General features: G+C 60.8%; 23 protein-coding genes and 3 tRNA genes. 9 read left to right on the top strand and 17 right to left on the bottom strand.

What is annotated here, in order from left to right; genetic code table 11:
* Positions 1 to 2: 2 nt before the first annotated feature.
* From MTX36_RS13550 to MTX36_RS13535, 4 genes are all read right to left on the bottom strand, one after another.
* Positions 3 to 1934 (bottom strand): ABC transporter ATP-binding protein, encoded by a 1932-nt coding sequence (locus MTX36_RS13550; RefSeq protein WP_279394575.1) that lies wholly within the window; start codon positions 1932 to 1934, stop codon positions 3 to 5.
* Positions 1931 to 3664, bottom strand: coding sequence for an ABC transporter ATP-binding protein (locus tag MTX36_RS13545; RefSeq protein WP_243620239.1), 1734 nt, complete (start codon positions 3662 to 3664; stop codon positions 1931 to 1933). Before MTX36_RS13545 ends, MTX36_RS13550 begins: the two co-directional genes overlap by 4 nt.
* A gap of 113 nt (positions 3665 to 3777) precedes the next feature.
* Positions 3778 to 6126, bottom strand: a complete 2349-nt coding sequence (locus MTX36_RS13540) for an MMPL family transporter (protein WP_243620238.1) — start codon at positions 6124 to 6126, stop codon at positions 3778 to 3780.
* 66 nt (positions 6127 to 6192) lie between these two features.
* Entirely contained in the window at positions 6193 to 6807 is a 615-nt protein-coding gene (locus tag MTX36_RS13535) for a TetR/AcrR family transcriptional regulator (protein WP_243620301.1), read from the bottom strand.
* 231 nt (positions 6808 to 7038) lie between these two features.
* Here MTX36_RS13535 and MTX36_RS13530 point away from each other — a divergent pair, with 231 nt between their 5' ends.
* Complete coding sequence (locus MTX36_RS13530; RefSeq protein ID WP_243620237.1) at positions 7039 to 8151, top strand: GGDEF domain-containing protein; 1113 nt, start codon at positions 7039 to 7041, stop codon at positions 8149 to 8151.
* Between the two features lie 99 nt (positions 8152 to 8250).
* Here the strand turns inward: MTX36_RS13530 and MTX36_RS13525 are convergent, their stop codons facing one another.
* Positions 8251 to 8706: an Rrf2 family transcriptional regulator gene (locus MTX36_RS13525; RefSeq protein WP_243620236.1), complete on the bottom strand. Its 456-nt coding sequence runs from the start codon at positions 8704 to 8706 to the stop codon at positions 8251 to 8253.
* A gap of 124 nt (positions 8707 to 8830) precedes the next feature.
* Here MTX36_RS13525 and MTX36_RS13520 point away from each other — a divergent pair, with 124 nt between their 5' ends.
* On the top strand, positions 8831 to 9772 hold the full coding sequence (locus tag MTX36_RS13520) for a sterol desaturase family protein (protein ID WP_243620235.1): 942 nt from the start codon (positions 8831 to 8833) through the stop codon (positions 9770 to 9772).
* Here MTX36_RS13520 and MTX36_RS13515 read toward each other — a convergent pair.
* From MTX36_RS13515 to MTX36_RS13485, 7 genes are all read right to left on the bottom strand, one after another.
* Entirely contained in the window at positions 9738 to 10076 is a 339-nt protein-coding gene (locus tag MTX36_RS13515; RefSeq protein ID WP_243620234.1) for a DUF202 domain-containing protein, read from the bottom strand. The two genes, MTX36_RS13520 and MTX36_RS13515, sit on opposite strands and share 35 nt — an antisense overlap.
* A gap of 1 nt (position 10077) precedes the next feature.
* Positions 10078 to 10428, bottom strand: coding sequence for a YidH family protein (locus tag MTX36_RS13510; protein ID WP_243620233.1), 351 nt, complete (start codon positions 10426 to 10428; stop codon positions 10078 to 10080).
* A 110-nt stretch (positions 10429 to 10538) separates the two neighbouring features.
* Positions 10539 to 11222, bottom strand: coding sequence for a YceI family protein (locus MTX36_RS13505; protein WP_243620232.1), 684 nt, complete (start codon positions 11220 to 11222; stop codon positions 10539 to 10541).
* A gap of 194 nt (positions 11223 to 11416) precedes the next feature.
* Positions 11417 to 11507: transfer RNA gene (locus MTX36_RS13500), tRNA-Ser, on the bottom strand.
* 56 nt (positions 11508 to 11563) lie between these two features.
* Complete coding sequence (locus MTX36_RS13495) at positions 11564 to 11755, bottom strand: CsbD family protein (RefSeq protein ID WP_243620231.1); 192 nt, start codon at positions 11753 to 11755, stop codon at positions 11564 to 11566.
* A gap of 141 nt (positions 11756 to 11896) precedes the next feature.
* A complete protein-coding gene (locus MTX36_RS13490) occupies positions 11897 to 12358 on the bottom strand; it encodes a nucleoside deaminase (RefSeq protein ID WP_094270801.1) in 462 nt (153 codons plus the stop codon).
* Positions 12359 to 12898 carry a tRNA adenosine deaminase-associated protein gene (locus MTX36_RS13485; protein ID WP_243620230.1) on the bottom strand — a complete coding sequence of 180 codons (540 nt, stop codon included), beginning with the start codon at positions 12896 to 12898 and terminating at the stop codon, positions 12359 to 12361. It lies immediately after the preceding gene.
* A 71-nt stretch (positions 12899 to 12969) separates the two neighbouring features.
* On the opposite strand from MTX36_RS13485, the gene MTX36_RS13480 reads away from it, so the two are divergent.
* Entirely contained in the window at positions 12970 to 13941 is a 972-nt protein-coding gene (locus MTX36_RS13480; protein WP_243620299.1) for a prephenate dehydrogenase, read from the top strand.
* Between the two features lie 6 nt (positions 13942 to 13947).
* On the opposite strand, the gene MTX36_RS13475 is transcribed toward MTX36_RS13480, so the two are convergent.
* Positions 13948 to 14535, bottom strand: coding sequence for a putative glycolipid-binding domain-containing protein (locus MTX36_RS13475; protein ID WP_094270799.1), 588 nt, complete (start codon positions 14533 to 14535; stop codon positions 13948 to 13950).
* A gap of 247 nt (positions 14536 to 14782) precedes the next feature.
* Here MTX36_RS13475 and MTX36_RS13470 point away from each other — a divergent pair, with 247 nt between their 5' ends.
* The 5 genes from MTX36_RS13470 to MTX36_RS13450 all read left to right on the top strand — a co-directional run bounded on the left by MTX36_RS13470 (position 14783) and on the right by MTX36_RS13450 (position 19197).
* A complete protein-coding gene (locus MTX36_RS13470; protein ID WP_243620298.1) occupies positions 14783 to 15928 on the top strand; it encodes a DNA cytosine methyltransferase in 1146 nt (381 codons plus the stop codon).
* Positions 15925 to 16782, top strand: a complete 858-nt coding sequence (locus MTX36_RS13465; protein WP_243620229.1) for a hypothetical protein — start codon at positions 15925 to 15927, stop codon at positions 16780 to 16782. Before MTX36_RS13470 ends, MTX36_RS13465 begins: the two co-directional genes overlap by 4 nt.
* A gap of 8 nt (positions 16783 to 16790) precedes the next feature.
* Positions 16791 to 17225, top strand: coding sequence for a very short patch repair endonuclease (locus MTX36_RS13460; protein WP_243620228.1), 435 nt, complete (start codon positions 16791 to 16793; stop codon positions 17223 to 17225).
* A gap of 9 nt (positions 17226 to 17234) precedes the next feature.
* Positions 17235 to 17894, top strand: a complete 660-nt coding sequence (locus tag MTX36_RS13455; protein WP_243620227.1) for a DUF998 domain-containing protein — start codon at positions 17235 to 17237, stop codon at positions 17892 to 17894.
* Positions 17895 to 17958: 64 nt separating this feature from the next.
* Complete coding sequence (locus MTX36_RS13450) at positions 17959 to 19197, top strand: S9 family peptidase (RefSeq protein ID WP_243620226.1); 1239 nt, start codon at positions 17959 to 17961, stop codon at positions 19195 to 19197.
* Here the strand turns inward: MTX36_RS13450 and MTX36_RS13445 are convergent.
* The 4 genes from MTX36_RS13445 to MTX36_RS13430 form a co-directional block, all read right to left on the bottom strand.
* Positions 19194 to 20381 carry a cation:proton antiporter gene (locus tag MTX36_RS13445; protein WP_243620225.1) on the bottom strand — a complete coding sequence of 396 codons (1188 nt, stop codon included), beginning with the start codon at positions 20379 to 20381 and terminating at the stop codon, positions 19194 to 19196. The two genes, MTX36_RS13450 and MTX36_RS13445, sit on opposite strands and share 4 nt — an antisense overlap.
* A 146-nt stretch (positions 20382 to 20527) precedes the next feature.
* Positions 20528 to 20600 (bottom strand) — tRNA-Arg (locus MTX36_RS13440).
* A gap of 73 nt (positions 20601 to 20673) precedes the next feature.
* Positions 20674 to 20765, bottom strand: a tRNA-Ser gene (locus MTX36_RS13435).
* 96 nt (positions 20766 to 20861) lie between these two features.
* Positions 20862 to 21581: a dienelactone hydrolase family protein gene (locus tag MTX36_RS13430; protein WP_243620224.1), complete on the bottom strand. Its 720-nt coding sequence runs from the start codon at positions 21579 to 21581 to the stop codon at positions 20862 to 20864.
* Positions 21582 to 21643: 62 nt separating this feature from the next.
* Here MTX36_RS13430 and hisC point away from each other — a divergent pair, with 62 nt between their 5' ends.
* Positions 21644 to 22720: a histidinol-phosphate transaminase gene (hisC, locus tag MTX36_RS13425; RefSeq protein ID WP_243620223.1), complete on the top strand. Its 1077-nt coding sequence runs from the start codon at positions 21644 to 21646 to the stop codon at positions 22718 to 22720.
* Positions 22721 to 22772: the final 52 nt, after the last annotated feature.

Genomic DNA, 22772 nt, shown 5'->3' with positions numbered 1-22772 from the left:
GACTAGATTTCTGCCCCCACGAACTGACTGTTGTACAAGCGGAAGTACGCACCCCGTGAAGCAAGCAATGCGTCGTGGCTGCCTTGCTCCACGATCCGACCGTCCTCCATCACGACAATCAGGTTTGCATCACGAATTGTCGAAAGGCGGTGCGCAATAACAAAACTGGTGCGATCACTGCGCAGGACGGCAGTAGCACTCTGCACTAGGAGTTCGGTACGGGTGTCCACGGAACTGGTGGCCTCGTCGAGGATCAGTATGGATGGCTGCGCGATGAACGCACGCGCGATGGTGATGAGCTGCTTCTCACCCGCACTGATGTTGTTGCCTTCTTCGTCGATGACGGTGTCGTATCCCTCGGGCAGGGAATGCACGAACTTGTCGACGTAACTCATCTGCGCGGCGCGCTGAATTTCCTCTTCGGTGGCATCCGGTTTGCCGTACGCGATGTTCTCGCGGATGGTGCCGCCGAACAACCAGGCATCCTGAAGAACCATGCCGATCCGCGAACGCAGATCGTCGCGGGTCATCTTCGAGATGTCGATACCGTCGAGAGTGATTCGACCCGAATTGAGTTCGTAGAACCGAAGAATCAGATTGACGAGCGTGGTCTTGCCGGCTCCGGTGGGGCCGACGATGGCAACCATCTGGCCGGGCTCGGCGACCAACGACAGGTCCTCGATAAGAGGCTGTTCGGGCTTGTAGCTGAACGTGACGTTCTCGAAAGCCACACGGCCGGTGGACGTTGCGGGTGACTGAGCATCCGCGGGGTCGGTGGACTGCTCTTCCTGATCGAGAAGAGCAAACACCCGCTCGGCTGACGCAACACCGGACTGGAGCAGGTTCGTCATCGAAGCGATCTGCGTCAGAGGCTGCGTGAACTGGCGCGAGTACTGGATGAAAGCCTGCACGTCACCGAGCGTCATGGTTCCCGAAGCAACACGCATACCGCCGACAACAGCGATGGCAACGTAATTGAGGTTGCCGAGGAACATGACGGCCGGCATGACCAGACCGGAAATGAACTGCGCCTTGAAACTCGACTGGTAAAGATCTTCGTTCTGCTTACGGAAGCGCTCCTCGACCTCGTTCTGACGGCCGAACACCTTGACCAGCTCATGGCCACTGAAAGCTTCTTCGACCTGTGCGTTGATGCCGCCGGTGCTCTTCCACTGCGCCACGAAATGTTTCTGCGAACGCTTCGCGATCACTGCCGTCACGATGATCGACAAGGGAACGGTCGCGATTGCGATCAAGGCCAGGATCGGGGAAATGAACACCATCATGACAAGAATGCCGATCACCGTCATCACCGACATCACCAGCTGGCTCAGTGTCTGCTGCATGCTCTGTGCGACGTTGTCGATGTCATTGGTGACGCGCGAGAGAACATCACCACGCGCATGAGTATCGAAGTACCGCAACGGAAGACGATGGATCTTCTGCTCGACATCCTCACGTAACCGTCGAACGGTGCGCTGAACCACGATGTTGAGCAGGTACGACTGCAACCAACTGAACAGTGCCGCAGCGACAAACAGCAGCAACACGATCATCAGCACTCGGCCGACTTCGTCGAAATCGATTCCGGTTCCGGGCACGACGTTCATACCTGAGACCATGTCTGCGAATTGGCCTTGGCCATCGGCGCGCAAACCGGCGACGGCTTGCTCCTTGGTGATTCCGGAAGGCAGCGTCTTACCGATAATGCCGTCGAAAATGAGGTTGGTGGCGTTGCCCAGGATCTTCGGAGCGATCGATGTCAGCACTACGCTGACCGCTACCAAAGCGAAGATCAAGATGACAATCGGCTTGTCGGGACTGAGCCGCGCAAGTAGGCGCTTGAGCGAAGGCACAAAGTTCATGGCCTTCTTGGTGGGATCGCCACCACCGGGCGGCCCGATCGGGGGCGAAGAACTCGGTCGATTGCTCATGATGCGTCCTGTACGGCTAGCTGAGAGGCGACAATTTCGCCGTAGGTGGGACAAGTGACTTGCAGTTCTTCGTGTGTGCCGACGCCGACGATGGCACCGTCGTCGAGCACGATGATCTGATCGGCTTCGACGATGGTGGAAATACGCTGCGCAACAACGATGATGCACGCGTCCTGGGTGACCGGCCGCAGCGCTGCACGTAGGCGAGCGTCCGTGGTGAGGTCGAGGGCGGAGAAGGAATCGTCGAACAGGTAAATCTGCGGCTTACGCACCAAGGCTCGGGCAATCGCGAGTCGCTGACGCTGACCACCGGAAACCGTCGTACCGCCCTGGGCGACCGGGGTGTCCAAACCTTCGGGCATGTCCCGGACAAAATCTGCGGCTTGCGCAATCTCGAGGCATTCCCACAACCACGCGTCGGTGGCGTCAGGATTTCCGTAGCGAAGGTTGGATGCGATGGTGCCGGAGAACAGGTACGGCTTCTGCGGGACCAGCCCGATGACCGAACACAGCAGTTCCGTATCGATCTCGCGGACGTCGACGCCACCGACGGATACCGATCCGGATGTGGAATCGATGAGGCGCGGAATCAGATTGAGCAGTGTCGTCTTTCCCGATCCGGTACCACCGATAATTGCGGTGGTCTTGCCGGGTTCGGCTCGGAAGGTGATGTCGCGCAGCACCGGTTCCTCGGCACCAGGGAACTGGAACTGAGCTCCCCGAAGTTCCACGACACCGGGGGTGCGAAGTTCGTGGATCGGATTCTTGGGCGGAATGACTGAGGAGTCGGTGTCGAGGACCTCGGAAATACGTTCGGCACACACCGACGCGCGCGGCAACATGACGGCCATGAACGTGGCCATCATGACAGCCATCAGGATCTGCATGATGTAGCTGAGCATCGCGGTGAGTGAGCCGATCTCCATGGATCCGCTGTCGATCTGATGCCCACCGAACCAGATCACGGCCACGCTGGTGACGTTGCTGATCAGCATCACCAACGGGAACATGAGCGCCATCAGCTTGCCGACTCCGAGAGCCGTCTCGGTGAGTTCGTCGTTGGCCTGACCGAAGCGCTTGACCTCGGAAGGTTCGCGAACAAACGCTCGAACTACGCGAATGCCGGTGATCTGTTCACGGAGAACACGGTTGACGGAGTCGAGACGCCCCTGCATGAGACGAAAACCTGGGACCATGCGGGCGATGATCAAGCTCATCGCAATCACGAGCAGCGGGACGCTTACGCCGAGAATCCACGACAGGTTTACGTCCTGACGCACCGCCATGATGATGCCGCCGATACACATGATCGGAGCCATGACGAGGATGGTGCAACTCATCACGACCATCATCTGAACCTGCTGGACGTCATTGGTATTGCGTGTGATCAGTGACGGTGCACCGAAATATCCGACTTCGCGGGCCGAGAATGTTCCGACTTGATGGAGCACCGAGGCTCGCAGGTCACGCCCGATACCCATGGCGACGCGGGCTCCGAAGAACACCGCCCCCACCGAGCACAGGATTTGCGTCAGAGTGACCATGAGCATTATCCCGCCCGTGGACAGGATGTAGCCGGTGTCTCCCTTGGTCACGCCGTTGTCGATGATGTCGGCGTTGAGACTGGGAAGGTAAAGGGCGGCCATAGTCGCAATGAACTGCAGGACAACAACGCCCGTGAGTTCGCCGCGGTACGGCTCGAGGTAAGTGCGCAGCAGCCTGATCAGCATAGTGAGCGAAGGTTACCAAGCGTCACCGACAACTGCCCCCGAATATTCGACTCAGCAGAAAAAGTGCTGTGCGCCTTTATTAACCCCCGGAGGTTAATAAAGGCGCACAGCAGTTAGGCAGATGTTGCGGCTAGTTCCGCTTCCTTCTCTTCGCGGAGGGCTTGGTTGAGCTTCTCGCCCTCGATGTCGATGTTCGGCAGAATCTTGTCGAGCCACTTCGGCAGCCACCACGCCTTGTCACCGAGGAGCGCCATGACGGACGGGATGATCACCATGCGCACGATGAAAGCGTCGAAGAAGACTGCCGCCGCGAGCGCGAACCCGATCGACTTGATGAACGAGTTCGGCTCAGCCATGAAGGCACCGAACACGGACATCATGATGACCGCGGCAGCACTGACGACTCGGGCACCGTGGTTGAAGCCGACGGTCACAGCCTGCTTGGCGGTGGCTCCATGGACGTACTCCTCACGCATTCGCGTCACGAGGAACACCTGGTAGTCCATCGCGAGCCCGAACACCACACCGATCAGGAAGATCGGCATGAAACTCACAAGCGGTTGTGGGTTCGCAACGATGCCGAACCAGCCGTGCTGGAAGATTCCGACGGTGGCCCCGAATGTCGCCAGCACACTGAGCAGGAAGCCCAGGGTTGCGGTCAAGGGCACCAGGATCGAGCGGAACACCAAGAGCAACAGGATGAATGCCAACCCGACGACTACCGCGAGGTACGGAACCAGTGCACTCTGAAGTGTTTCCGAGATATCGCCTTCGAGAGCCGTCTGGCCGGTGATGCCGTAGCTGACGCCGATCGAATCATGCAGCGCCCCTTCAGCACCGCGGATGTTGCTCACCAGATCCATCGTCGCCGGATCGGTTGGACCACTCTTCGGGGTGATGAGAGCCTGCGCAGTGTTGCCAGCCGGATTGACCTTGACGATCTGTGCGTTCGATACGTCGTCCAGGCCCGAGATGGTCGTGATGACCTTCTCGAACGCCTGTCCGGCTGGGATGTTCGCGTCCTTCGCATCGATGACGGCGAGGAGCGGACCGTTCCGACCGTCGCCGAAGCCGTCGTTGATCAGGTCGTATGCCTGACGTGAACTTGTGGCCGGGTCACCGGTCGCCTCGGACGGCAGTGCCAGATTCAATCCCGTTGCAGGCAAAGCCAATGCACCCAACAGGACGACACCGCCGATCAACGGAACCAGTGGGCGACGGACGATGGCGTTGATGTAGCGAAGAGCAAAGTTGGGTTTGTTCGAGCTTTCGGCGCCCTGAGCCTTGTTTCCGAGGAACGGAATCTTGCCCGCAAAAGCCTTCTTGCCGAACATGCCCAGGATCGCGGGCAGCAACGTCAAGGCGATGAGAACTGCGATCAGTACCGTAAATGCTGCTGCCGCACCCATATCCGAGAGGAACGGGATACCGACAACCCGCAGCGCGACAAGCGCGATGATGACTGTCAGACCGGCGAATACGACTGCGGAACCGGCCGTTCCCACGGCGCGACCGGCCGCCTCGGAACGGTCGTCGGTAAGCGTGAGTTCATGTTTGAACCGCGACATGATGAACAGCGAGTAGTCGATTGCCACCGCCAGTCCGATCATGACCGCCAGCGTCGGGGTCATGGAACCGAGATCCATGAAGCCCGTAGCGACGGTGATGCCGAGGCTGCCGATCATGATGCCGATGATGGCAGTGATCAGCGGAAGACCTGCTGCTACAAGCGAACCGAATGTGAGGGCGAGAACGACCGCAGCAACTGCGATACCCATCAGCTCAGCGAGGCCACCGGGCATTTCCGCTACCTGCGCGGCCGAACCACTGATCTGGACGTTGAGTCCAGCAGCGCGTCCCGCGTCGGCAGCGGCGTTGATCGACTCGGTCAGCGCATCGTCCACATCGGTCATGGTGCCGACGAACGGGACTTCGATGTATCCGACCGTGCCGTCCTGGCTGAGCGGCGACAATGCAGCGGCGTCGGCAAGCGCCTGTTCTTCGGAAGCACCTGTAGCCGCAGCCTTTTCCTTGAACATCGCGACCATTGAATCGTTGGCGGCAACCGGATTGACCAACGCGCCTGCTGCTTCCTGCGGCGACGCTGTTGCCGGATCGACCTTGGCAGCGTCCGTAACCTTGTCGATGCCGCGGACCTTCTCGAGCATGGCATCCATGGCCTTGACGTTTTCCGGATCGGACAGCGTCGTACCTGCGGGGGCTTGGGCTACATATCGCGCAGTCAACGAATCCATCGGATTGGCAGCATCGGGAAAACGCTCCGCCATCAAGTCCTGGGCTTGCTGCGCGGGAGTACCCGGAATGTTGAACGAGTCCTTGGTGGGACCGGACAGGGTGGCCGCCCCGACGCCCATGAGAACAAGAATGATCAACCAGAGGCTGAGGACCGCACCTTTTCGCCGATAGGCGAACTTGCCGATCCGATAGAGATAGGTGGCCACGACGGGCTCCTTGCTGTTTCGGTGCGTGTACGTGGACAGATGTGATGTGTGACCCGAAAATTCGCGTCAGGAACGTGGTGGCGGAGCCGGGAGCCCCGCCCGAATCTGACGAAAGGCGTCACGAACGAGTTCCTCTGGGCCGGAAGCCTCCGACTTCCCTCCGGTCCAGACGTCGATCGCCGATTTACATGCCCCGCCCACCGCCGCGAGAAGGAGGGTCGGATAGAGATCCCGGTCGACATCGGTACCGGTGCGGTCCGCCAATGCCTGGGCGACTTCCCGGCCGATCCGTTGGTGCATTTCAGCGGCCTTGCGATACAACGCGGGACTGCCATCCATTAGGACGCCCACTTTGGCGGACTCTTCGAGAGCCCTACTGGGGTCGTTCACGATCCCGATCAGCAAGGCCTCGAGCGAATCGAGAATCGGCTCGTCTGCCGGCCGCGCCGCGAGCATCTCAAGCCACTCGTGGACAGATTCTTCGAAGTGCGCGAGTACTGCCTCCTCCTTGCTGGAGAAGTAGTTGTGGAAAGTCCTCGTCGACACCCCCGCTTCGGACGCGATCGCGTCGGCAGTGACGCATTCGATTCCGAGTGCCCGAGCAAGCCGCGCCGCGGCATCGCTGAGCGCGGAACGGGTTGCTGCCTTCTTGCGGTCACGAAGGCCTGGCTCGAATATCACTCCGCCCACGCTACCGAACTTGCAGACATCTGCAACTTTGCAGAGCACTGCAAAATTGTGGATTAGAGCACACCCGCACGACAGCTGTAATGCCGGTCACATCTGTCGATAAAAATTGCACGCTCTCGACAAACCCACACCCACGCCAGACAATTACGCAATATGGTTGCCGTTGATTAACCAACCGGCTACCCAGCGTCGAATCGCTACCTTGAACCGCTAAGGAACTCCATGGATTCACTCCTACACACCTGGCCGGTGCCGTCCTCGGCCATGCTGTGGGGGACGAAGAACAGTCCCGGATCGGTGCTGAGACTCGTCAACATCACCATCGGGTTCTGCTCGCTCAACTTTTCCATCGTCGCGTATCTGTTCCTGATCAGCGGCGAAGGCCCCGACGGACCCTTTGCTCGTGCTTGGCTCATCGCCTTCGCGACGGCCAACCTCTTCCCCACCGCTGCATGGTTCCTGGGGAAGGTTCGCGGACCGCGAGCGACCAAACTCTTCGGAATCTGGGCGGATCTGGGGACAGCGTCCGTCATCATCACGTTCACCAACCACGATGCAGCACTCTTCGCCACCGCGCTCTTCGTCGCCACCGGCGCCTACTTCACCTACTTTCTCAACTTTCGATGGCTTGCCTTCCACCTGGCCTTTTCCTGCACCTTCATCATTTCCCTCGCGATCCTCGCCATAGCCGACGGAACGTCGACCACTGCCGGCATCATCGCGCGCACCGACGTCGTACTGTGCGCCGTCATCTTCATTCCAGCCACCATTCAGTTCGCCTGGCGCCAACTCCTGGCCCGCGCGACGGGCTCGAAAATCGACGCACTGACCGGACTCCTCAACCGTCGCGGAATGTGGGACATGTCGGAACGCGTCTGGTCGATCGCCCACGCCAACCGAGCCGACATCGCTGTCGCGGTCGTTGACATCGACAAATTCAAAGCCGTCAACGACGCCTACGGCCACGAAGTCGGTGACACCGTCATCATCAGAACCGCCAACCGGCTTCAACAACACGTCAACGGTTTCGGCTACGTCGCGCGCACCGGTGGAGAGGAATTCACGATCGTCATGATCGGAACGCCCTACGGATTGCGCAAACGCATCGCGGCGCTCCCCCGCGCCGCCATCGAACCCACCGACGCTCCCCTTGCGACCGTCAGCGTCGGCGCCGCCACAATGCCGTTCATTCCGCAGTTGGAACAGTTCGACTACAACGCCTTCTCACGCGCAATCGTGCATGCGGATCATCTGATGTACCAAGCAAAGTCGGCGGGCGGAAACTCTGCAAACACAGCCCCACTCGACATGACGCGGTTCAATCGAACCGAGTAGCGATCAGCGCCGCTTCTGCAACAAACGTCAGCGCCGCTTCTGCAACAAACGTCAGCGCCGCTTCTGCAACAAACGTCAGCGCCGCTTCTGCAACAAACGTCAGCGCCGCTTCCAGGCCCCGGGATCCGCCGTCAACTCATGAACGAATTCCGGCAGTCCGTCGACTGCGACGTCCGCAATCGTGACGTTTTCGAGTACCGCGCGGAGGTTCACCCGAACAGCGATCCACACTTCTTTGAGGGGCGTCGCCGGTCCGCTGTAGTCGACATCCTCCGGCCGTTGACCGCGGATCGACGCCAACGGCCCCTCAACCGCGCGGATGACGTCAGCAATGGTGATCTCCGAGGCCGGCCGGGCAAGCCAGTACCCACCCTCCGGTCCGCGCTTGCTGCTGACCAGTCCGCCGCGGCGGAGATCCGACAGCACGGCCTCGAGAAACTTGTGGGGAATCACCTGTGACGTGGCGAGAAACTCAGCTTTGGCCGGGCCTGGGCCGACTGCCGCGAGTTCCGCCAAAGTCCGCACGGCGTAGTCGACCTTTGCGGTGATGTGCACCGAGAATTCCTACCATTCCACTATGGAAAGAAGCAAGGTGAAAGCACAAGAGCCATTCCCTTCCCTGTAGTTACATCCCTGGTGCATGATGTAACGACTCAATGGAGAGAACAGGACAAAGTGCATGTGGGAGACCCTTCTCCAATCCTGGAAGGCGTTACTCGAACCGCTTCATGATCCGGTAACGCTGGCCATCCCCGCGTTTGTCCTCTTCCTGGTGATCGAATGGATCGCAGCGCGAACACTCGAAAATCAGCCTGACGACGCGGACGGTCGAGCACGACCCGCAGTGGGCGGTTACCACCTGGTCGACGCCCGAACCAGCATCCTGCTCGGGGTGGTCTCCCTGGCAACAAGCGCCTTCTGGCAAGTACTCGCACTGATCGGCTACGCCGCGGCCTGGGTGTACGTCGCGCCGTGGCATCTGCCGCCGACCGCCTGGTACACCTGGGTAATTCTCCTACTCGGAATCGATGTCCTCTACTACACGTATCACCGTATGGCACACCGAGTTCGGGTTATCTGGGCAACTCATCAAGCACACCATTCGAGCGAATACTTCAACTTCAGCACGGCACTTCGACAAAAGTGGAACCAAAGCGTCCAAATCATCATGTGGCTTCCGTTGGCATTTCTCGGAATGCCGCCGTGGATGATCTTCGCCGGAGTCTCGGTCAGCCTGATCTATCAGTTCTTCGTACATACGGAAAGAGTTGGAAAACTCTGGCGGCCTGTCGAATTCATCTTCAACACACCGTCACATCATCGCGTCCATCACGGGTCCGATGCCGAATATCTGGACCGCAACTACGCCGGAATCCTGATCATCTGGGACCGCATGTTCGGCACCTTCGAACCTGAAACCCACAGGCCCACCTACGGACTCACGACGCCGGTCGGAACGTACAACATCTGGAAACTGCAGACCCTCGAATACGCTGCCATCGCCCGCGATTGGCGCAGCGCTTCAACCTGGCGAGACAAACTCGGTTACACCTTCGGCCCGCCCGGCTGGGCGCCGAAATCCGAACTTACTTCAGCAAAATCCACAGCCCCGAAGCACTGAGGAGAAGCAGGCTCACCGCAAGTACGGCCCCCATACCCAGTGCGGGCGCGGCCTTTTCTGTCGCGAACAGCGCCAATCGCGCCGGCCTCGAACGACGTTCGTGAATAGTCACTCCTACGATCAGCAGCGCGGCGAGCGCGGGGCCGATCAACGCCACCGCCCCGAACGGCGGCATCCATCGCAAACACGCCGCCGCCAAACCGAGAATTGACAGACTCGTCCGAACGAACGAAAGCGACGTACGTTCGGACTGCAAGCCCTTGTCCGGAGGCTTCGGTGCGTCTTCAGACCGGACCGACGTCACGTCAGCTCACAACCTCGATCACCAGGACCGTCGCGCAGATCACCAGAACGATGCCCACCACCGGCGCCATCAACGGAACCGGTAGCGAACGGTCCGCCCGCAACGCGCGTTCCGCACTGATCCAGTGAATGAACGACGTAATCGCAATCAGTGCGCCGCCGACCAATAGCAAGGCAGCCAAAGCAGCACGGACCGTCGCCGGCAGAATATCGCCACCGAAAGCCTCGAGTCCGACGCCCGACGCCACGAACGCCGTCGCGGTACGAATCCAGGCGAGGTACGTCCGTTCGTTGGCGAGCGTGAATCGCGGATCCGGGTCTTCACCCGATTTGAATGGCCGCCATCTGACCATCACAACTGCTGCCCGTCACGACAACACTCGTATCCGCGCGAGCAGTCCAGAAACAAGTACATGTCCTTAATCTTCCCTGGAGGCTCCTCCGAGCCCACACTCGGGCCTGATCAGGACACCGCGAGTGACACCAGGAAATCCACCGAGCCACTGCCGTCGACCGTGACGAACCCGAGTGATGGGGGCTCGACACCGAAATCTGTCCAGGTAACCGGAATCGAACCCGACGCGATCAACGAGTCACCGGAATGCAGAACCGTCATATCGACGGACACCGGCTTGGACACGCCCTTGAGCGTCAATGTGCCCGGCACAGTCACCGTCGCGGTCGTTCCGTCCGTCGGCACCGAAGACAGGTCGACGGGTGAATTGATCGTGAACGTCGCAGTCGGATAGGTGCTGGTGCTCATCACGTTGCCGGTGAACTGGCCGTCACGGCGGTCCGAATCCGTCTTGATGCTCGCGACCTGCACGGTCACCTCACCGGCAGTGAGCTTTTCGCCCTCGACTCTCGCGTTGCCACTCACGTCACCGGTGGTGCCCACCACGGTCACACTCGCGCCGTTGAGAATCTCGTGCACCGTGTACCCGGCTGCCGTCTGGTTGTCGCCCTGACCGGCCGCCACCGTCCAGGTGCCATCGATCGACCCGGAAGCCGCTTCTGCGCCCTGGGTGGATACCACTGCAGCGGGGGCGTCGTCTTCGGCGACAAACTTTCCGTACGCCCACGGCCCCACGAGCAAGCCGAGCAGAATCAGGACCACAGCTCCGCCGATCCACCACATCTTTTTCATGCTTCCAAGGCTAGTTGCAGCTTCAACGGTTGTCAGGAGTTCCTAGCTGGGAGAGTCCTGTGAAGTGCCTCCACCCTCGAGCGAACGGTACGTTCGGCACATCTGAGGCGACGAAAGCGTCGTTCGCACCATCAAGGGGGTGCACAAAACGCACAAAAAAAGTCCCTCACCTGCGTTAACAGGTGAGGGACTCTTGGCGGTGGCGGAGAGATTTGAACTCTCGGACGGGGGTTACCCGTCACACGCTTTCGAGGCGTGCTCCTTAGGCCGCTCGGACACGCCACCGTTGGTTACTTTACCGGACGTGTCCCCGAGAATAAAAATCGCCAGGTGACGCGGCTTTACGTCAGCTTGTCCTTGACGCTGGAAGCGGCGTCCTTGACCTTCTCACCAGCATCTTTGACGGCAGATTTCACCTGGTCGGCCTTGCCTTCGTTTTCGAGGTCTTTGTTTCCGGTGGCGCCGCCCGCAGCTTCCTTGGCCTTGCCCCCGAGGTCTTCTGCCTTGTTCTGAGCTTTGTCTGCGATTCCCATGAGTACTCCCATCGAATGAACGCGAACAAATCACCTTCCGGCAATTCGCCGATACCGTGACGGCATCTGCCTCCACCATGCCCGCGATATCCAGTTCCGGCTACCCCGATGTGGAATTGATCTCCGTCGGGAATACCCGTGTCAGGACCGATGCTCGCGGAAAAAATCCTCCAAAAGCCCAGCGCATTCGTCCTCGAGCACCCCGCCGCGCACCTGCGGACGGTAGGTCAATCTTCTGTCACGAACCACATCCCACAGCGACCCGACGGCCCCGGTCTTGGGTTCCCACGCGCCGAAAACGACGCGAGAAACACGAGCGAGGACCAAAGCTCCGGCACACATCGTGCAGGGTTCGAGGGTGACGGCGAGCGTCGCACCTTCCAGACGCCAGCCGTCACCGTAGACGCGTGCGGCGGCCCGCAAAGCCAGAATCTCGGCATGCGCGGTGGGGTCGGACGACGCTTCACGCGCATTGGCCGCGCGAGCCACCTCGACACCGTCGGCATCGAAGACCACGGCGCCCACGGGAACATCTGCGTCCGACGCACCGAGTGCAGCATCGATGGCCACACGGATCATGCGCTGATCGTCAGCGAGAGACATCTACCGAGGAAGTTTGTCGAGCGCAGCCGAGAATTCGGATTCGAATCCGAGTCGCTGAGCGATCATCGTCAACTGCTCGTCCGGGTACAGATCGGTGTCGGCCGAGATAATTGCGAGGACGGGTTCCGGCAACCCCAGATCAGATAGAACCGACAAGTCCCCTTCGGCCCAGGGTTCCACGCTGTCGAGCTCGTCCGGATCGATATCGGGGATCTCGACGTTGAGTGCATCGAGTACGTCGGCCGCAATGTCGTAGTCGATGGCTGCGGTCGCATCGGAAATCAGCACATGCGTACCCGCCGGCGCGGGGCGCACAATGATGAAGAACTCGTCGTCGACGTCGAGAAGACCGAAGACGGCACCGGAGCTACGAAGCTCGCGAAGTTCGGTTTCGGCTGTCGCCAGTGACGTCAAAGCTGCGGAAGTCAACGGCTTGACCGTCCACTTTCCCTCCTCACGTACCACCGCCATCCCGAAGCCTTCGAACTCCTCCGACTGATTCGAGGAGGCGCTCTTGTTACTCGCGCGCTGTGCACCCATGGCGCAACGGTAGCCCGGCAAGTGCCAGGTCGTGAAGTCCGTACCTGCCAGGTAGCGAAGTTCCACTCCGGATATGTCAACCTGAACGAGTGCCTGCGACAGTTTCCGCCCCGCCCGTCTGCGTTCTCGGCCTCGGTTTGATCGGCGGTTCGCTGCTGCGGGCCGCTGCGCGCTCGGGTCGCAAGGTGTGGGGGTACAACCGTTCTGCCGAGTCGGCTGAAGCCGCCCGTGCCGACGGTTTCGACGCCCACACCGACCTGACTGCCGTTCTCCGGAAAGCGCACGCTACCAGCGCGATCATCGTGATCGCCGTCCCGATGCCAGCCGTCGACGCCACTCTCGAAGCCATTGCAGCGCACGCACCGAACAACCCGATCACCGACGTCGTCAGCGTCAAAGGTGAGGTGAAGGCAGCCGTCGAGCGCCGTGGTCTGAGCACGCGTTTTGTGGGCGGCCATCCCATGACCGGAACCTCGGCCTCAGGCTGGGCGGTGGGCGATGCGGACCTCTTCGCCGACGCCGTCTGGGTCGTGGCAACAGACGAAGGCGTCGACGCCGCCGTCTGGACGCAAGTTGCGGATCTGGCTCTAGATTGCGGTTCGGTAGTGGTTCCCGCCGAGTCCCTAGAACATGACCGGGCAGTCGCACGGATTTCGCACCTGCCGCATCTGCTGGCCGAAACCTTGGCGATCACCGGTGCCGCCGGCGGTGAACTCGCCCTCGGATTGGCAGCAGGATCGTTCCGGGACGGCACCCGTGTGGCCGGCAGTGCACCGGGACTGGTGCGCGCGATGTGTGAGGGCAACCGAGACGCCCTGCTGATCGCCTTGGACGAGGCACTCGAACTACTGCAGCGCGTGCGAATCGACCTCCACGACAATGGTTCGACGGCAGAACTCGTCGACGCCGGGTTTGCCGCGCGCGGAGCCTACGAATCGCAGGAACGCTGGGACATCACCGACATAACCGTCGGAGAACCCGGTTGGATCGATCGGATGCGCGACGCCGGACGTCGTGGTGGCGTAATCCGCCGGAGCAACTAGCTCCGTTTAGATTCTGGCAGCCAGGCCGGGATAGTCGATGATGAAACCGTCGTGGTCGACGGACACCGTGGAACTGGACACCGGCGAGAGCACGCTGATGCCGTCGGTACCACTGCTGTAGGTAATGGTGGCGCCTTCGACCCGCAGATCCAGCAAGTTGACGTACACAACCGGAACCTCCACGTCGTCGGTGTTGTTCTGCAAACCGAAGCGGCGGATGGGGAGGGTGTTGAAGAACGGGCTGAGGATTACGTCGACATCAAGCGCGCCGTCGAATGACGAACGCTGATGGTGGGCGCCGTTCTCCACCATCCAGGTGCCTTCTTCGTCGCGACTGATCGACATCTGACGCTCGCCGGCCGCCAGAGCCGTACGCACCGAGAGCCTGCGCGTGACACCAGCTTCGTCCGTGACCAGGTCATATGACGCACTGAACGCGGGATGCTCGCTGCAAGCGCCCCCGATAATCCGGCCCGACGCCTTGATGCGGTTGCCGTTCAACTGCACACGGACCGACTCCATACGCGGAGCGTTGTGGGCCTGCCAGGTCAATACCGCAGGCCAGGACGCGCTACCGGAAGGTTGGATGCTCACCCGACCACGGTAATGGACGAAGGCCCACAGAGCACTGCTGGCGCGGATTATTGCCGGGGATCCGGGACCTTTTCCGATGCGATCAGTGAACAACGGCCACGTATGTAAGCCGATTCACAGCCCGATTCGGCTTCTCACGCGGGCTGAACCGCCAATTGCGAAACCTTTGGCAAAAGATGTCGGACTTCTCGAGTACCGTAATTGCAGTCGGTTCGTGAGGAAGGGTGCTGTGACGTCGTCGCGAAGCATGGTGGGGTTGTTTGCCGGTATCGGCGGGCTCGAGTTAGGCCTGTCGGAACATGGGTGGAACACCGAACTGCTGTGTGAAATCGACCCCGGCGCCCAGGCGGTTCTCCGCTCCCGTTTCTCGGATGTCCCCTTGCACGGTGATGTCACGAAACTCCGTGCGCTCCCAGCGAACATCGACTTGGTGGCCGCAGGCTTCCCCTGCCAGGACCTCTCCCAAGCCGGCAAGACAGCAGGAATCACCGGCGCCCGTTCCGGCCTGGTCGACGAAGTATTTCGACTGGTCAAACGGAAAAAAGGCCCACGCTGGCTGGTCATCGAAAATGTTCCCTTCATGCTGCAACTCAGCAAGGGCGCTGCCATGCGCCACATCACCGACGCCCTCGAAGACCTCGGCTACACGTGGGCCTACCGGGTTGTCGACGCCCGAGCATTCGGCCTGCCACAGCGTCGCCAGCGCGTGATCATGATTGCCTCACGCACCGAGGATCCTCGTGAAGTCCTCTTCGGCGAGGACGCCGGTGAGCGACTCGGCGGCGATCCCGCCGACTTCCCATGCGGTTTCTACTGGACTGAAGGCACCCGCGGCCTCGGCTGGGCCGTCAACGCCGTCCCGACGCTCAAGGGCGGATCGTCCATCGGAATCCCCAGCCAGCCCGCCGTCCGATTGCCTTCGGGTGAAATCGTCACTCCAGGTCTCGTCGACGCCGAGCGTCTGCAAGGTTTTGATCCCGACTGGACGCTGCCGTCGGTCGACGTCCCCGGCCTGCGCCACAGTCACCGTTGGAAGCTCGTCGGTAATGCCGTGAGTGTGCGGATGGCGTCATGGGTGGGCAGTCGGTTGAACGATCCCATCCAGTACGACGCCAGCAACCAGTCCCCCCTCGAACCCGGCGATGCCTGGCCCAGTGCCGCGTGGGGCCGCAACCGTCAAGCCTTCCGCGTCCATACCTCGACCTGGCCGGTCCAGGACGAGTACGAAGATCTGAGCGGTTTCCTCGAAGACACACGTTTGCTGTCCGCTCGGGCTACCGCCGGCTTCCTCAAGCGCGCCCGGATGGGCAACCTCCGCTTCATCCCCGGATTCATCGAGGACGTCGAAAGTCACCTCGAACGGATGGGCGGATACCCCGAGGCTGTCGCATGAATGAATTGTTTCCCGAGCCTGACACTCTGTTTTCCACACCGGAACACGAACCACTTTGGGACGCACTGCAACTCGCGGGCGACAAACCTGCCGCCGATGCCGATCGCGGCGAAAAGAAAAACTACGCCCAGCGATTGTCCAACCAGTTGGCGCAAACCGTCGCCGATGCCCTGCGGCCGCTGTACCCCAACATCACTCCGACCGCGTCGGGCGAAGGCCAGGAAGCGACGGTCGACGTCGCCAAAGGCCGAAAGCGCTTGGACGTCAAGGCACTCGATCCCACCCTCGGCCTAATTCTGTGCGTGTCGATCAAGACGTACAACTTCCAGGATTACAGTCCCGGCAGCAAGAAGCTGGGTCGATGGACCAAGAACATCGTCCGCAACGATCACGAATTGCGCGGCGAGGCAATGGTTTTGCATCAGCGCCAGCCGTACAGCGTGTTGGTTGCCGTCATGTTCGAACCGTATGCCACGTGTGACGACGGCGATCCCACCAAGACCAGCGACACCGGCAAATCTTCGTTTGCCCACCACGTCACCACGCTGTCGAAGCGTTCCGGACGCGGCAAGCGCGCCGTCGTCGGCGTCCCAGGGAAGGCGTGGGTCGATCTCGGCGCCGAGGACACCCGCTACGACCTCTTCGAGAAGGTCTACATCGGCCTATACGAAAGCGATGGCGCTGTAAGGTTTTTCGACGTCGACGAACCTCCCCCACGCAACGGTCGACCGACGGACAGCCAAACGCTGTCGTTCAACGACTTTGTGACCGTTGTTCACGGTGAAGTGGAGCGTCGCAACAGGTTTGCGCCGACGTGGTCGGACCCGGACGACGGCGAAGACTCCGACGGTTAGGTACGGCGGTGCCTGCGACAGATCCTGTGACCAGCGCTCGAATGAGCGTTCAGCGTCGCCGCGACACCAAGCCTGAGCTCGCACTGCGACGCGAACTCCACCGGCGCGGCCTGCGGTATTTCGTGGATCGAGCTCCCGCCAAAGGCATTCGCCGACGAGCCGATCTGGTTTTTCCGCGTCGCAAAGTGGCAGTGTTCGTGGACGGTTGCTTCTGGCACTGCTGCCCGCAGCATGCAACATTCCCGAAGAACAACGCACAGTGGTGGGCGGACAAGTTGGCGGCCAATGTTGTTCGGGACCGTGATACCGATGTGAGACTGGGCGAACTGGGCTGGACGGTGATCCGGATTTGGGAACACGAAGATCCGGTGACTGCGGCTGATCGCGTCCAGATTGCATTGACTGCGGCTGATCGCGTCCAGAACGCCTTGACCAGTCCGTAAGCTCGCAGTGTGAAGGAACGCAACGGGGCGCGATGGGGTTTGGCGGTCGCGCTGGCACTGGGTGGAATTGTCTATTCGTCGTGGATTCTCGAATTCTTCCTCCCAACCGGACTTGATCCCGTGACGTCGTTTCTCAGTGAACTCGATACCGCAAATCAGAAGTATCGCGACGTATTCAGCAACGCCGACATCCTCTCTGCCTGTTTGATGTTGGTGGCAGCGACGCTGGGACTACTCACAACTCCGCGGCGCAAGCTCTACGTCACGGGATGGATAGCGCTGGCAGTGTTCGGCATTGCCACGATCGCCGACGCATCGTTTCCCCTGGAGTGTTCCGGGGCGAGTTGTGAGGCGAGCGCGCCGGGCGGACTACTCCCGCAATTGCACCATATTCATGCGTTGACCAGCAGCGTAGCGGTTTTCGCGATCTTTATCGCAATGATCGCGTTTACGGTTGGCGCTTTTCGATACCGCGAATACCCGTCACTGCGCACGGCTGGGTTGGGCATCTTGATCGCGACTTCCCTTGCGACGGTATGGATGTTGACAACTAACGGAATAGAACTGGCCGGCGGCGGTAACCTGGGCTTGGGAATTGCTCAACGCGCACAGGTTCTGGGTATGTCGTTGTGGCTGTGCACACTGGGATTTGCAGTGTGGCGGCCATAGAAAAGGTTTTGACACAGCGGTTTCGGGCGATCCTGGAATAGACGGACCTACCAAAGGTGTGCCAATGTCCCTAGCGTCGTCGTTGTTCTCCCACCCGCATCAGGCGTTTTCCACCGGGTTTTATCGCAACGAGTCTTTCGACTACGAACTGCGAATCCTCCTCGGTCACGCTACGTACGGGGCGTCCGATACCGGAGAAGTGCTCTCATCCCTTACCGATATCGGAGACAAAGACCATGAGGGGTGGTACGAGGCCTGGTTCGATCTGGGTTCCCGAATCTTCGAGCAAGCCGAAGCATCGGCGAACGCAGGGCACCCGCGCAGTGCATCGAATGCATATCTGCGTGCAGCGTCGTACTTCGGTGTTGCAGTCAATGCAGTCGACGGTCTCAACGACGACTCGGTACTGGTACCCACATTCAGGCATCACCGGCAGGCTTGGGATCGTTTTGTCGACACCACGGCGCAACCCGTCGAACGCGTTCGAATTCCGTACGAGGACAACACGATGCCGGGATATTTCTTCCGTCCACCCGGGGAGGTCCGTCGGCCGACGCTCATCATGGTGAACGGCAGCGACGGCCCCATCAGCTCACTGTGGGTCAGCGGCGGCGCCGGCGCCTTGGAACGCGGCTACAACGTCCTGATGTTCGACGGACCCGGCCAGCAGTCCATGCTCTTCGAGCACAATGTTCCGTTTCGCCACGATTGGGAAGCGGTCATCACTCCCATCGTCGATTTTCTCGTCGACCGCCCGGACGTCGACGCGTCGAAGTTGGCGATGTACGGGATAAGCCAGGGCGGTTACTGGGTGCCGCAGGCGTTGGCGTTCGAGCATCGGATCGCCGCGGCCATCGCGGATCCCGGTGTAGTCGATGTGTCGGCGTCGTGGCTCAAGCACATACCGCGGGGAATGCAGAACTTGCTGGACGAGGGCAAAGCCGAGGTTTTCGACCGCGATATGGCCATGGGAATGAGGGCGTCGAAAGATGCTGCGCGCCTGTGGCGATTCCGGTCCCGGCCGTATCTGACAGAGGGTTACTACAACACTCTCGTCGAGGTCCGGAAGTACCGCCTCGAGCATGTGGCAGGCTCCATCACCACGCCCATGATGATCACCGATCCCGAAGGGGAGCAGTTCTGGCCGGGGCAATCGTCTCGCCTCGCCGAACTGTCGGGCGGACCCACCACCGTTGTTCCCTTCACGGCCGCCGAGGGCGCAAACCTTCACTGTCAGCCGATGGCCCGACGCCTCACCGATCAGCGAATGTTCGACTGGCTCGACGAGCAGTTGGGGCTCTAGCTCACCTTGTTCGATTGCTCGGGCCGATTCAGCAGCGTCGCACACATCGGTAGGAGCAGAACGGTAATTGCACCCGCTGCCACCAGAATCGACGCATTGTCCGACGACATCTGACCCGCACTGACGGCTGCCCCGGTGACGGCCACGATCATCGGCAATCCGGTAGCGCCGTACAGCGCCACCTGTGCACTCTCGCGGGCACTGAAAGGTGGTTCGATTTTCTCGAACTTTGTCGCGATGAACACCGGCACACCGCGGACCACAATGATAAGAAGCAGGAATGCGAGCAGGACAACAGGATTGGCGGCCACTGCCGAAACATCGATTGCCATTCCGGACGTGATGAAGAAAATCGGAATGAGGAATCCGAAAGCAATGCCCTCGAGTTTGATCTCCAACCGCTCGTCACCCTCAGGCATCAAGCGGCGCAAGATGAATCCCGCCGCAAAGGCGCCGAGAATGACGTCGAGGGAAAATACGGCCGACAGCACACCGAGACCGACCAGCAGCAGCACCGTCAGACGGACCGTCGTCTGCGCAGTTGTGTCGGCACCCGAACGGACGAGTCGATGTGTCCACGACCCTTGCGACACAAGCTTTGTCGGCAAAACGGCAACAAGCACAGCGATCAGAGCAAAGGTCGCAAGCACTACCAGCGACAGGAAAGCGCCACGCGCGCTGAGCAATACAGCCATCGCAACCACGGGCCCCAGTTCGCCGACCGCGCCGTGGTTGAGAACAGTTTTACCCAAACGCGTGTCGAGGAGTTTGTTGTCCTTGAGAATCGGCAGCAACGTACCCAGAGCCGTCGACGTCATCGCGATGGCGACCGCAGCCTCGGCGGAAATCACGTTTCGGATGCCGAGCAGGGCAACTACGCCGAAAGCCAGAGCGAGGCACAGCAGCCACGTGTACAGCGCCCGCCGACCGCCCTTGCCGCTGAGTTCACTGCGGTCGATCTCGTAGCCGGCAAGGAGGAAGAGCATCCCCAGCCCAAGCTCCCGGAGAGTTCCGATGGCGTCGCTCTCCGCGGCGATATTGAGCGCGAACGGTCCGATGGCGGCTCCGGCGACCAACAGCAACACCACTTCGGGCACCAGCCGACGCGGAAACAGGCCAGCGACGATGGGCGCGAGAGCAGCGATCAACGCGATCCAGAACAGCGACGAGGCAATTGAGGGCACGCGTCATTATCGGGCATTTGCGACCGATGTGTGGGTAGTCACGATTGGGCGCGTCCACCGGACGGTGAGGTGATGATCACAGTCATGCACGCAAGCGCATAACGCAAAACACCCCGCCACTGCTAAGTGACGGGGTGTTCTGTTTGTGCGCCCGAAGGGATTCGAACCCCTAACCTCCTGATCCGTAGTCAGGTGCTCTATCCGTTGAGCTACGGGCGCATGTTCTGTTGTACTGCTTGTCGTGCTGTCGTAATTTCTATCATTTCTAACCCGCCGGTCAAAATCACCGGCGTGGCGGAGGCGAGAGGATTTGAACCTCCGGTCCCTCGTAAAAGGGACAACTCATTAGCAGTGAGTCCCATTCGGCCGCTCTGGCACGCCTCCCTGGGGGTTCCGATCCTTTCGGACCGCCGGGAAGAAAGATTACACATGTCTCACCACCAAAGGCAAAACGAGTGGTCAGCGCCCCAATTCGGGCACTTATCGCAGGTTGCTGTCGAACCAGTCGAAGATTCTGGTGCGAGCGTCGATGATCGCGGCCGCATTCGGGTCGTCCTCGTCCTGACCGTCGGAGACCTGTGGTGGTTCGTCGGCGCGATGCGCCAAGCCGGCGTAGCTCACCACCAAGGTGGCGACGTCAGCTTTGGCCGTAGCCTCTCGAAGTTGGTTGACGTGCTCGAGTGGAGTTGCAGGATCGTCGTCGCCGTACAAACCGAGCCAGGGAGCTTGTAATGACACAGCGGCCTCGATGAGTGCCTGTGCGTCGACGGACAGCGCGTCGACGATCCCGCGGGCAGCGACGCTGACCGCAGCACCGACCGGGCGGCTGGTGGCGACGAGCATTGCGGCGGTACCGGCGGCATCGAAGCCGAGGACGCCGATGGTGTCGGCCCGGACATCCCGCCCCATCAGCCAATCGAGGGTGGCGTCGAAGTCGGCAAAAAGGTTGTCACCGAAAATGTCACCGTGCATCTGCTCGGGTTCTCGATGAAAGAGATGCGGTGCGACGGTCACCCAGCCTTCGAGCGCGAGGGCTGACATCAATTCCAGGAGCGCCTCACCGAACTGCCTCGCCTCGTGAAGAACGACGATGGCACCACGCGTCGGGCCGTCAGGTTCCACCACGGTGAGCGGCACAGCGATGGCGACGTCACCGTCGGCCCCCGGCAAATACGCGGTGTCCCGGAACATTCCCGACATACCTCCTACTCTGACACGTGGACGGCTCGAGCGCACCGAATCCGGCAGCGCATAATCAGGGAGTGACTCCTCGTATTCGGCCTGACCTCGCCTCGATTCCCGCCTACGTTCCCGGACGCAATTTTCCCGGCGCCATCAAGCTGGCGAGCAACGAAACGACGATCGGCCCACTTCCCGGGGTTCGCGATGCCGTCGCCGACGCTGTCGCGAACGCGAACCGCTACCCCGACAACGCCGCCGTCGCCCTCATCGAGGCGCTCGCCTCGTTCCTGAACGTGGAACCCGCGAATGTCGCCGCCGGCTGCGGTTCGGTGACGCTGTGCCAGGAATTGGTTCAGATCACGTGCGACCAGGGCGACGAGGTGATCTTCGCGTGGCGTTCCTTCGAGGCGTACCCGGTGGTCGCCCAGGTCGGCCACGCAGTTTCCGTGAAGGTTCCGTTGACCGAAGAGTTCGGCCACGATCTCGACGCAATGTTGGCCGCGATCACCGATCGCACCCGTCTGATCTTCATCTGCAACCCCAACAACCCGACCGGTAACGCGCTGTCGAAAGCGGAACTCGAGAGCTTCCTCGACGCGGTTCCGACGCATATTGTCGTGGCTCTGGACGAGGCGTACTACGAGTACTCCCGCTCCGATTCTGACGGAATCGAACTGTTCCGTAGCCGCCCCAACGTGGTTGTTCTGCGTACCTTTTCGAAGGCGTACGGATTGGCCGGCATTCGCGTGGGTTACGCGGTGGCTGATCCGGAGATCATTACCGCGCTCGGCAAAGTCCACACGCCGTTCACGGTCAGCGCCGTCGCTCAGGCCGCCGCAATCGCTTCCCTGGCCGCGGCTGACGAACTCCTCGCTCGCACCGAAGGCGTCATCGCGGAGCGGACGCGCGTTCGCTCCTCGTTGATCGAGGCCGGCTACACGGTCCCGGAATCGTCGGCGAACTTCGTCTACCTTCCCCTCGGCGACCTCTCCCCTGGCTTTGCCGAGGCAAGTACCGAAGCTGGGATTCTAATTCGCCAGTACGGCACCGAGGGCGTCCGGATGACCATCGGCGATCCGGAGGAGAACGACGCATTCCTCGCTTTCGCCCGAACCGACGCTGCACGGCACCTGGCAGGGATCGGCGTCAGTGCGTAAGCGTTCATGCCGGCGTGACACTTGATACCTAACTGTTACGCGCAGCACTAGA

Origin of the sequence: Rhodococcus sp. ARC_M6 (assembly GCF_022810305.1) — a bacterium.
GTDB lineage: Bacteria > Actinomycetota > Actinomycetes > Mycobacteriales > Mycobacteriaceae > Rhodococcus_F.
Note: the sequence above shows the minus strand (reverse complement) of the source record. Positions and strands in the feature narration are given on the sequence as shown.

Coding starts and splice junctions, on each gene's coding strand:
- MTX36_RS13550 (WP_279394575.1), bottom strand. CDS start 1,934: ATGAGCAATCGACCGAGTTCTTCGCCCCCGATCGGGCCGCCCGGTGGT.
- MTX36_RS13545 (WP_243620239.1), bottom strand. CDS start 3,664: ATGCTGATCAGGCTGCTGCGCACTTACCTCGAGCCGTACCGCGGCGAA.
- MTX36_RS13530 (WP_243620237.1), top strand. CDS start 7,039: ATGGATTCACTCCTACACACCTGGCCGGTGCCGTCCTCGGCCATGCTG.
- MTX36_RS13520 (WP_243620235.1), top strand. CDS start 8,831: ATGTGGGAGACCCTTCTCCAATCCTGGAAGGCGTTACTCGAACCGCTT.
- MTX36_RS13510 (WP_243620233.1), bottom strand. CDS start 10,428: ATGGTCAGATGGCGGCCATTCAAATCGGGTGAAGACCCGGATCCGCGA.
- MTX36_RS13505 (WP_243620232.1), bottom strand. CDS start 11,222: ATGAAAAAGATGTGGTGGATCGGCGGAGCTGTGGTCCTGATTCTGCTC.
- MTX36_RS13495 (WP_243620231.1), bottom strand. CDS start 11,755: ATGGGAATCGCAGACAAAGCTCAGAACAAGGCAGAAGACCTCGGGGGC.
- MTX36_RS13490 (WP_094270801.1), bottom strand. CDS start 12,358: ATGTCTCTCGCTGACGATCAGCGCATGATCCGTGTGGCCATCGATGCT.
- MTX36_RS13485 (WP_243620230.1), bottom strand. CDS start 12,898: ATGGGTGCACAGCGCGCGAGTAACAAGAGCGCCTCCTCGAATCAGTCG.
- MTX36_RS13470 (WP_243620298.1), top strand. CDS start 14,783: ATGGTGGGGTTGTTTGCCGGTATCGGCGGGCTCGAGTTAGGCCTGTCG.
- MTX36_RS13465 (WP_243620229.1), top strand. CDS start 15,925: ATGAATGAATTGTTTCCCGAGCCTGACACTCTGTTTTCCACACCGGAA.
- MTX36_RS13450 (WP_243620226.1), top strand. CDS start 17,959: ATGTCCCTAGCGTCGTCGTTGTTCTCCCACCCGCATCAGGCGTTTTCC.
- MTX36_RS13430 (WP_243620224.1), bottom strand. CDS start 21,581: ATGTCGGGAATGTTCCGGGACACCGCGTATTTGCCGGGGGCCGACGGT.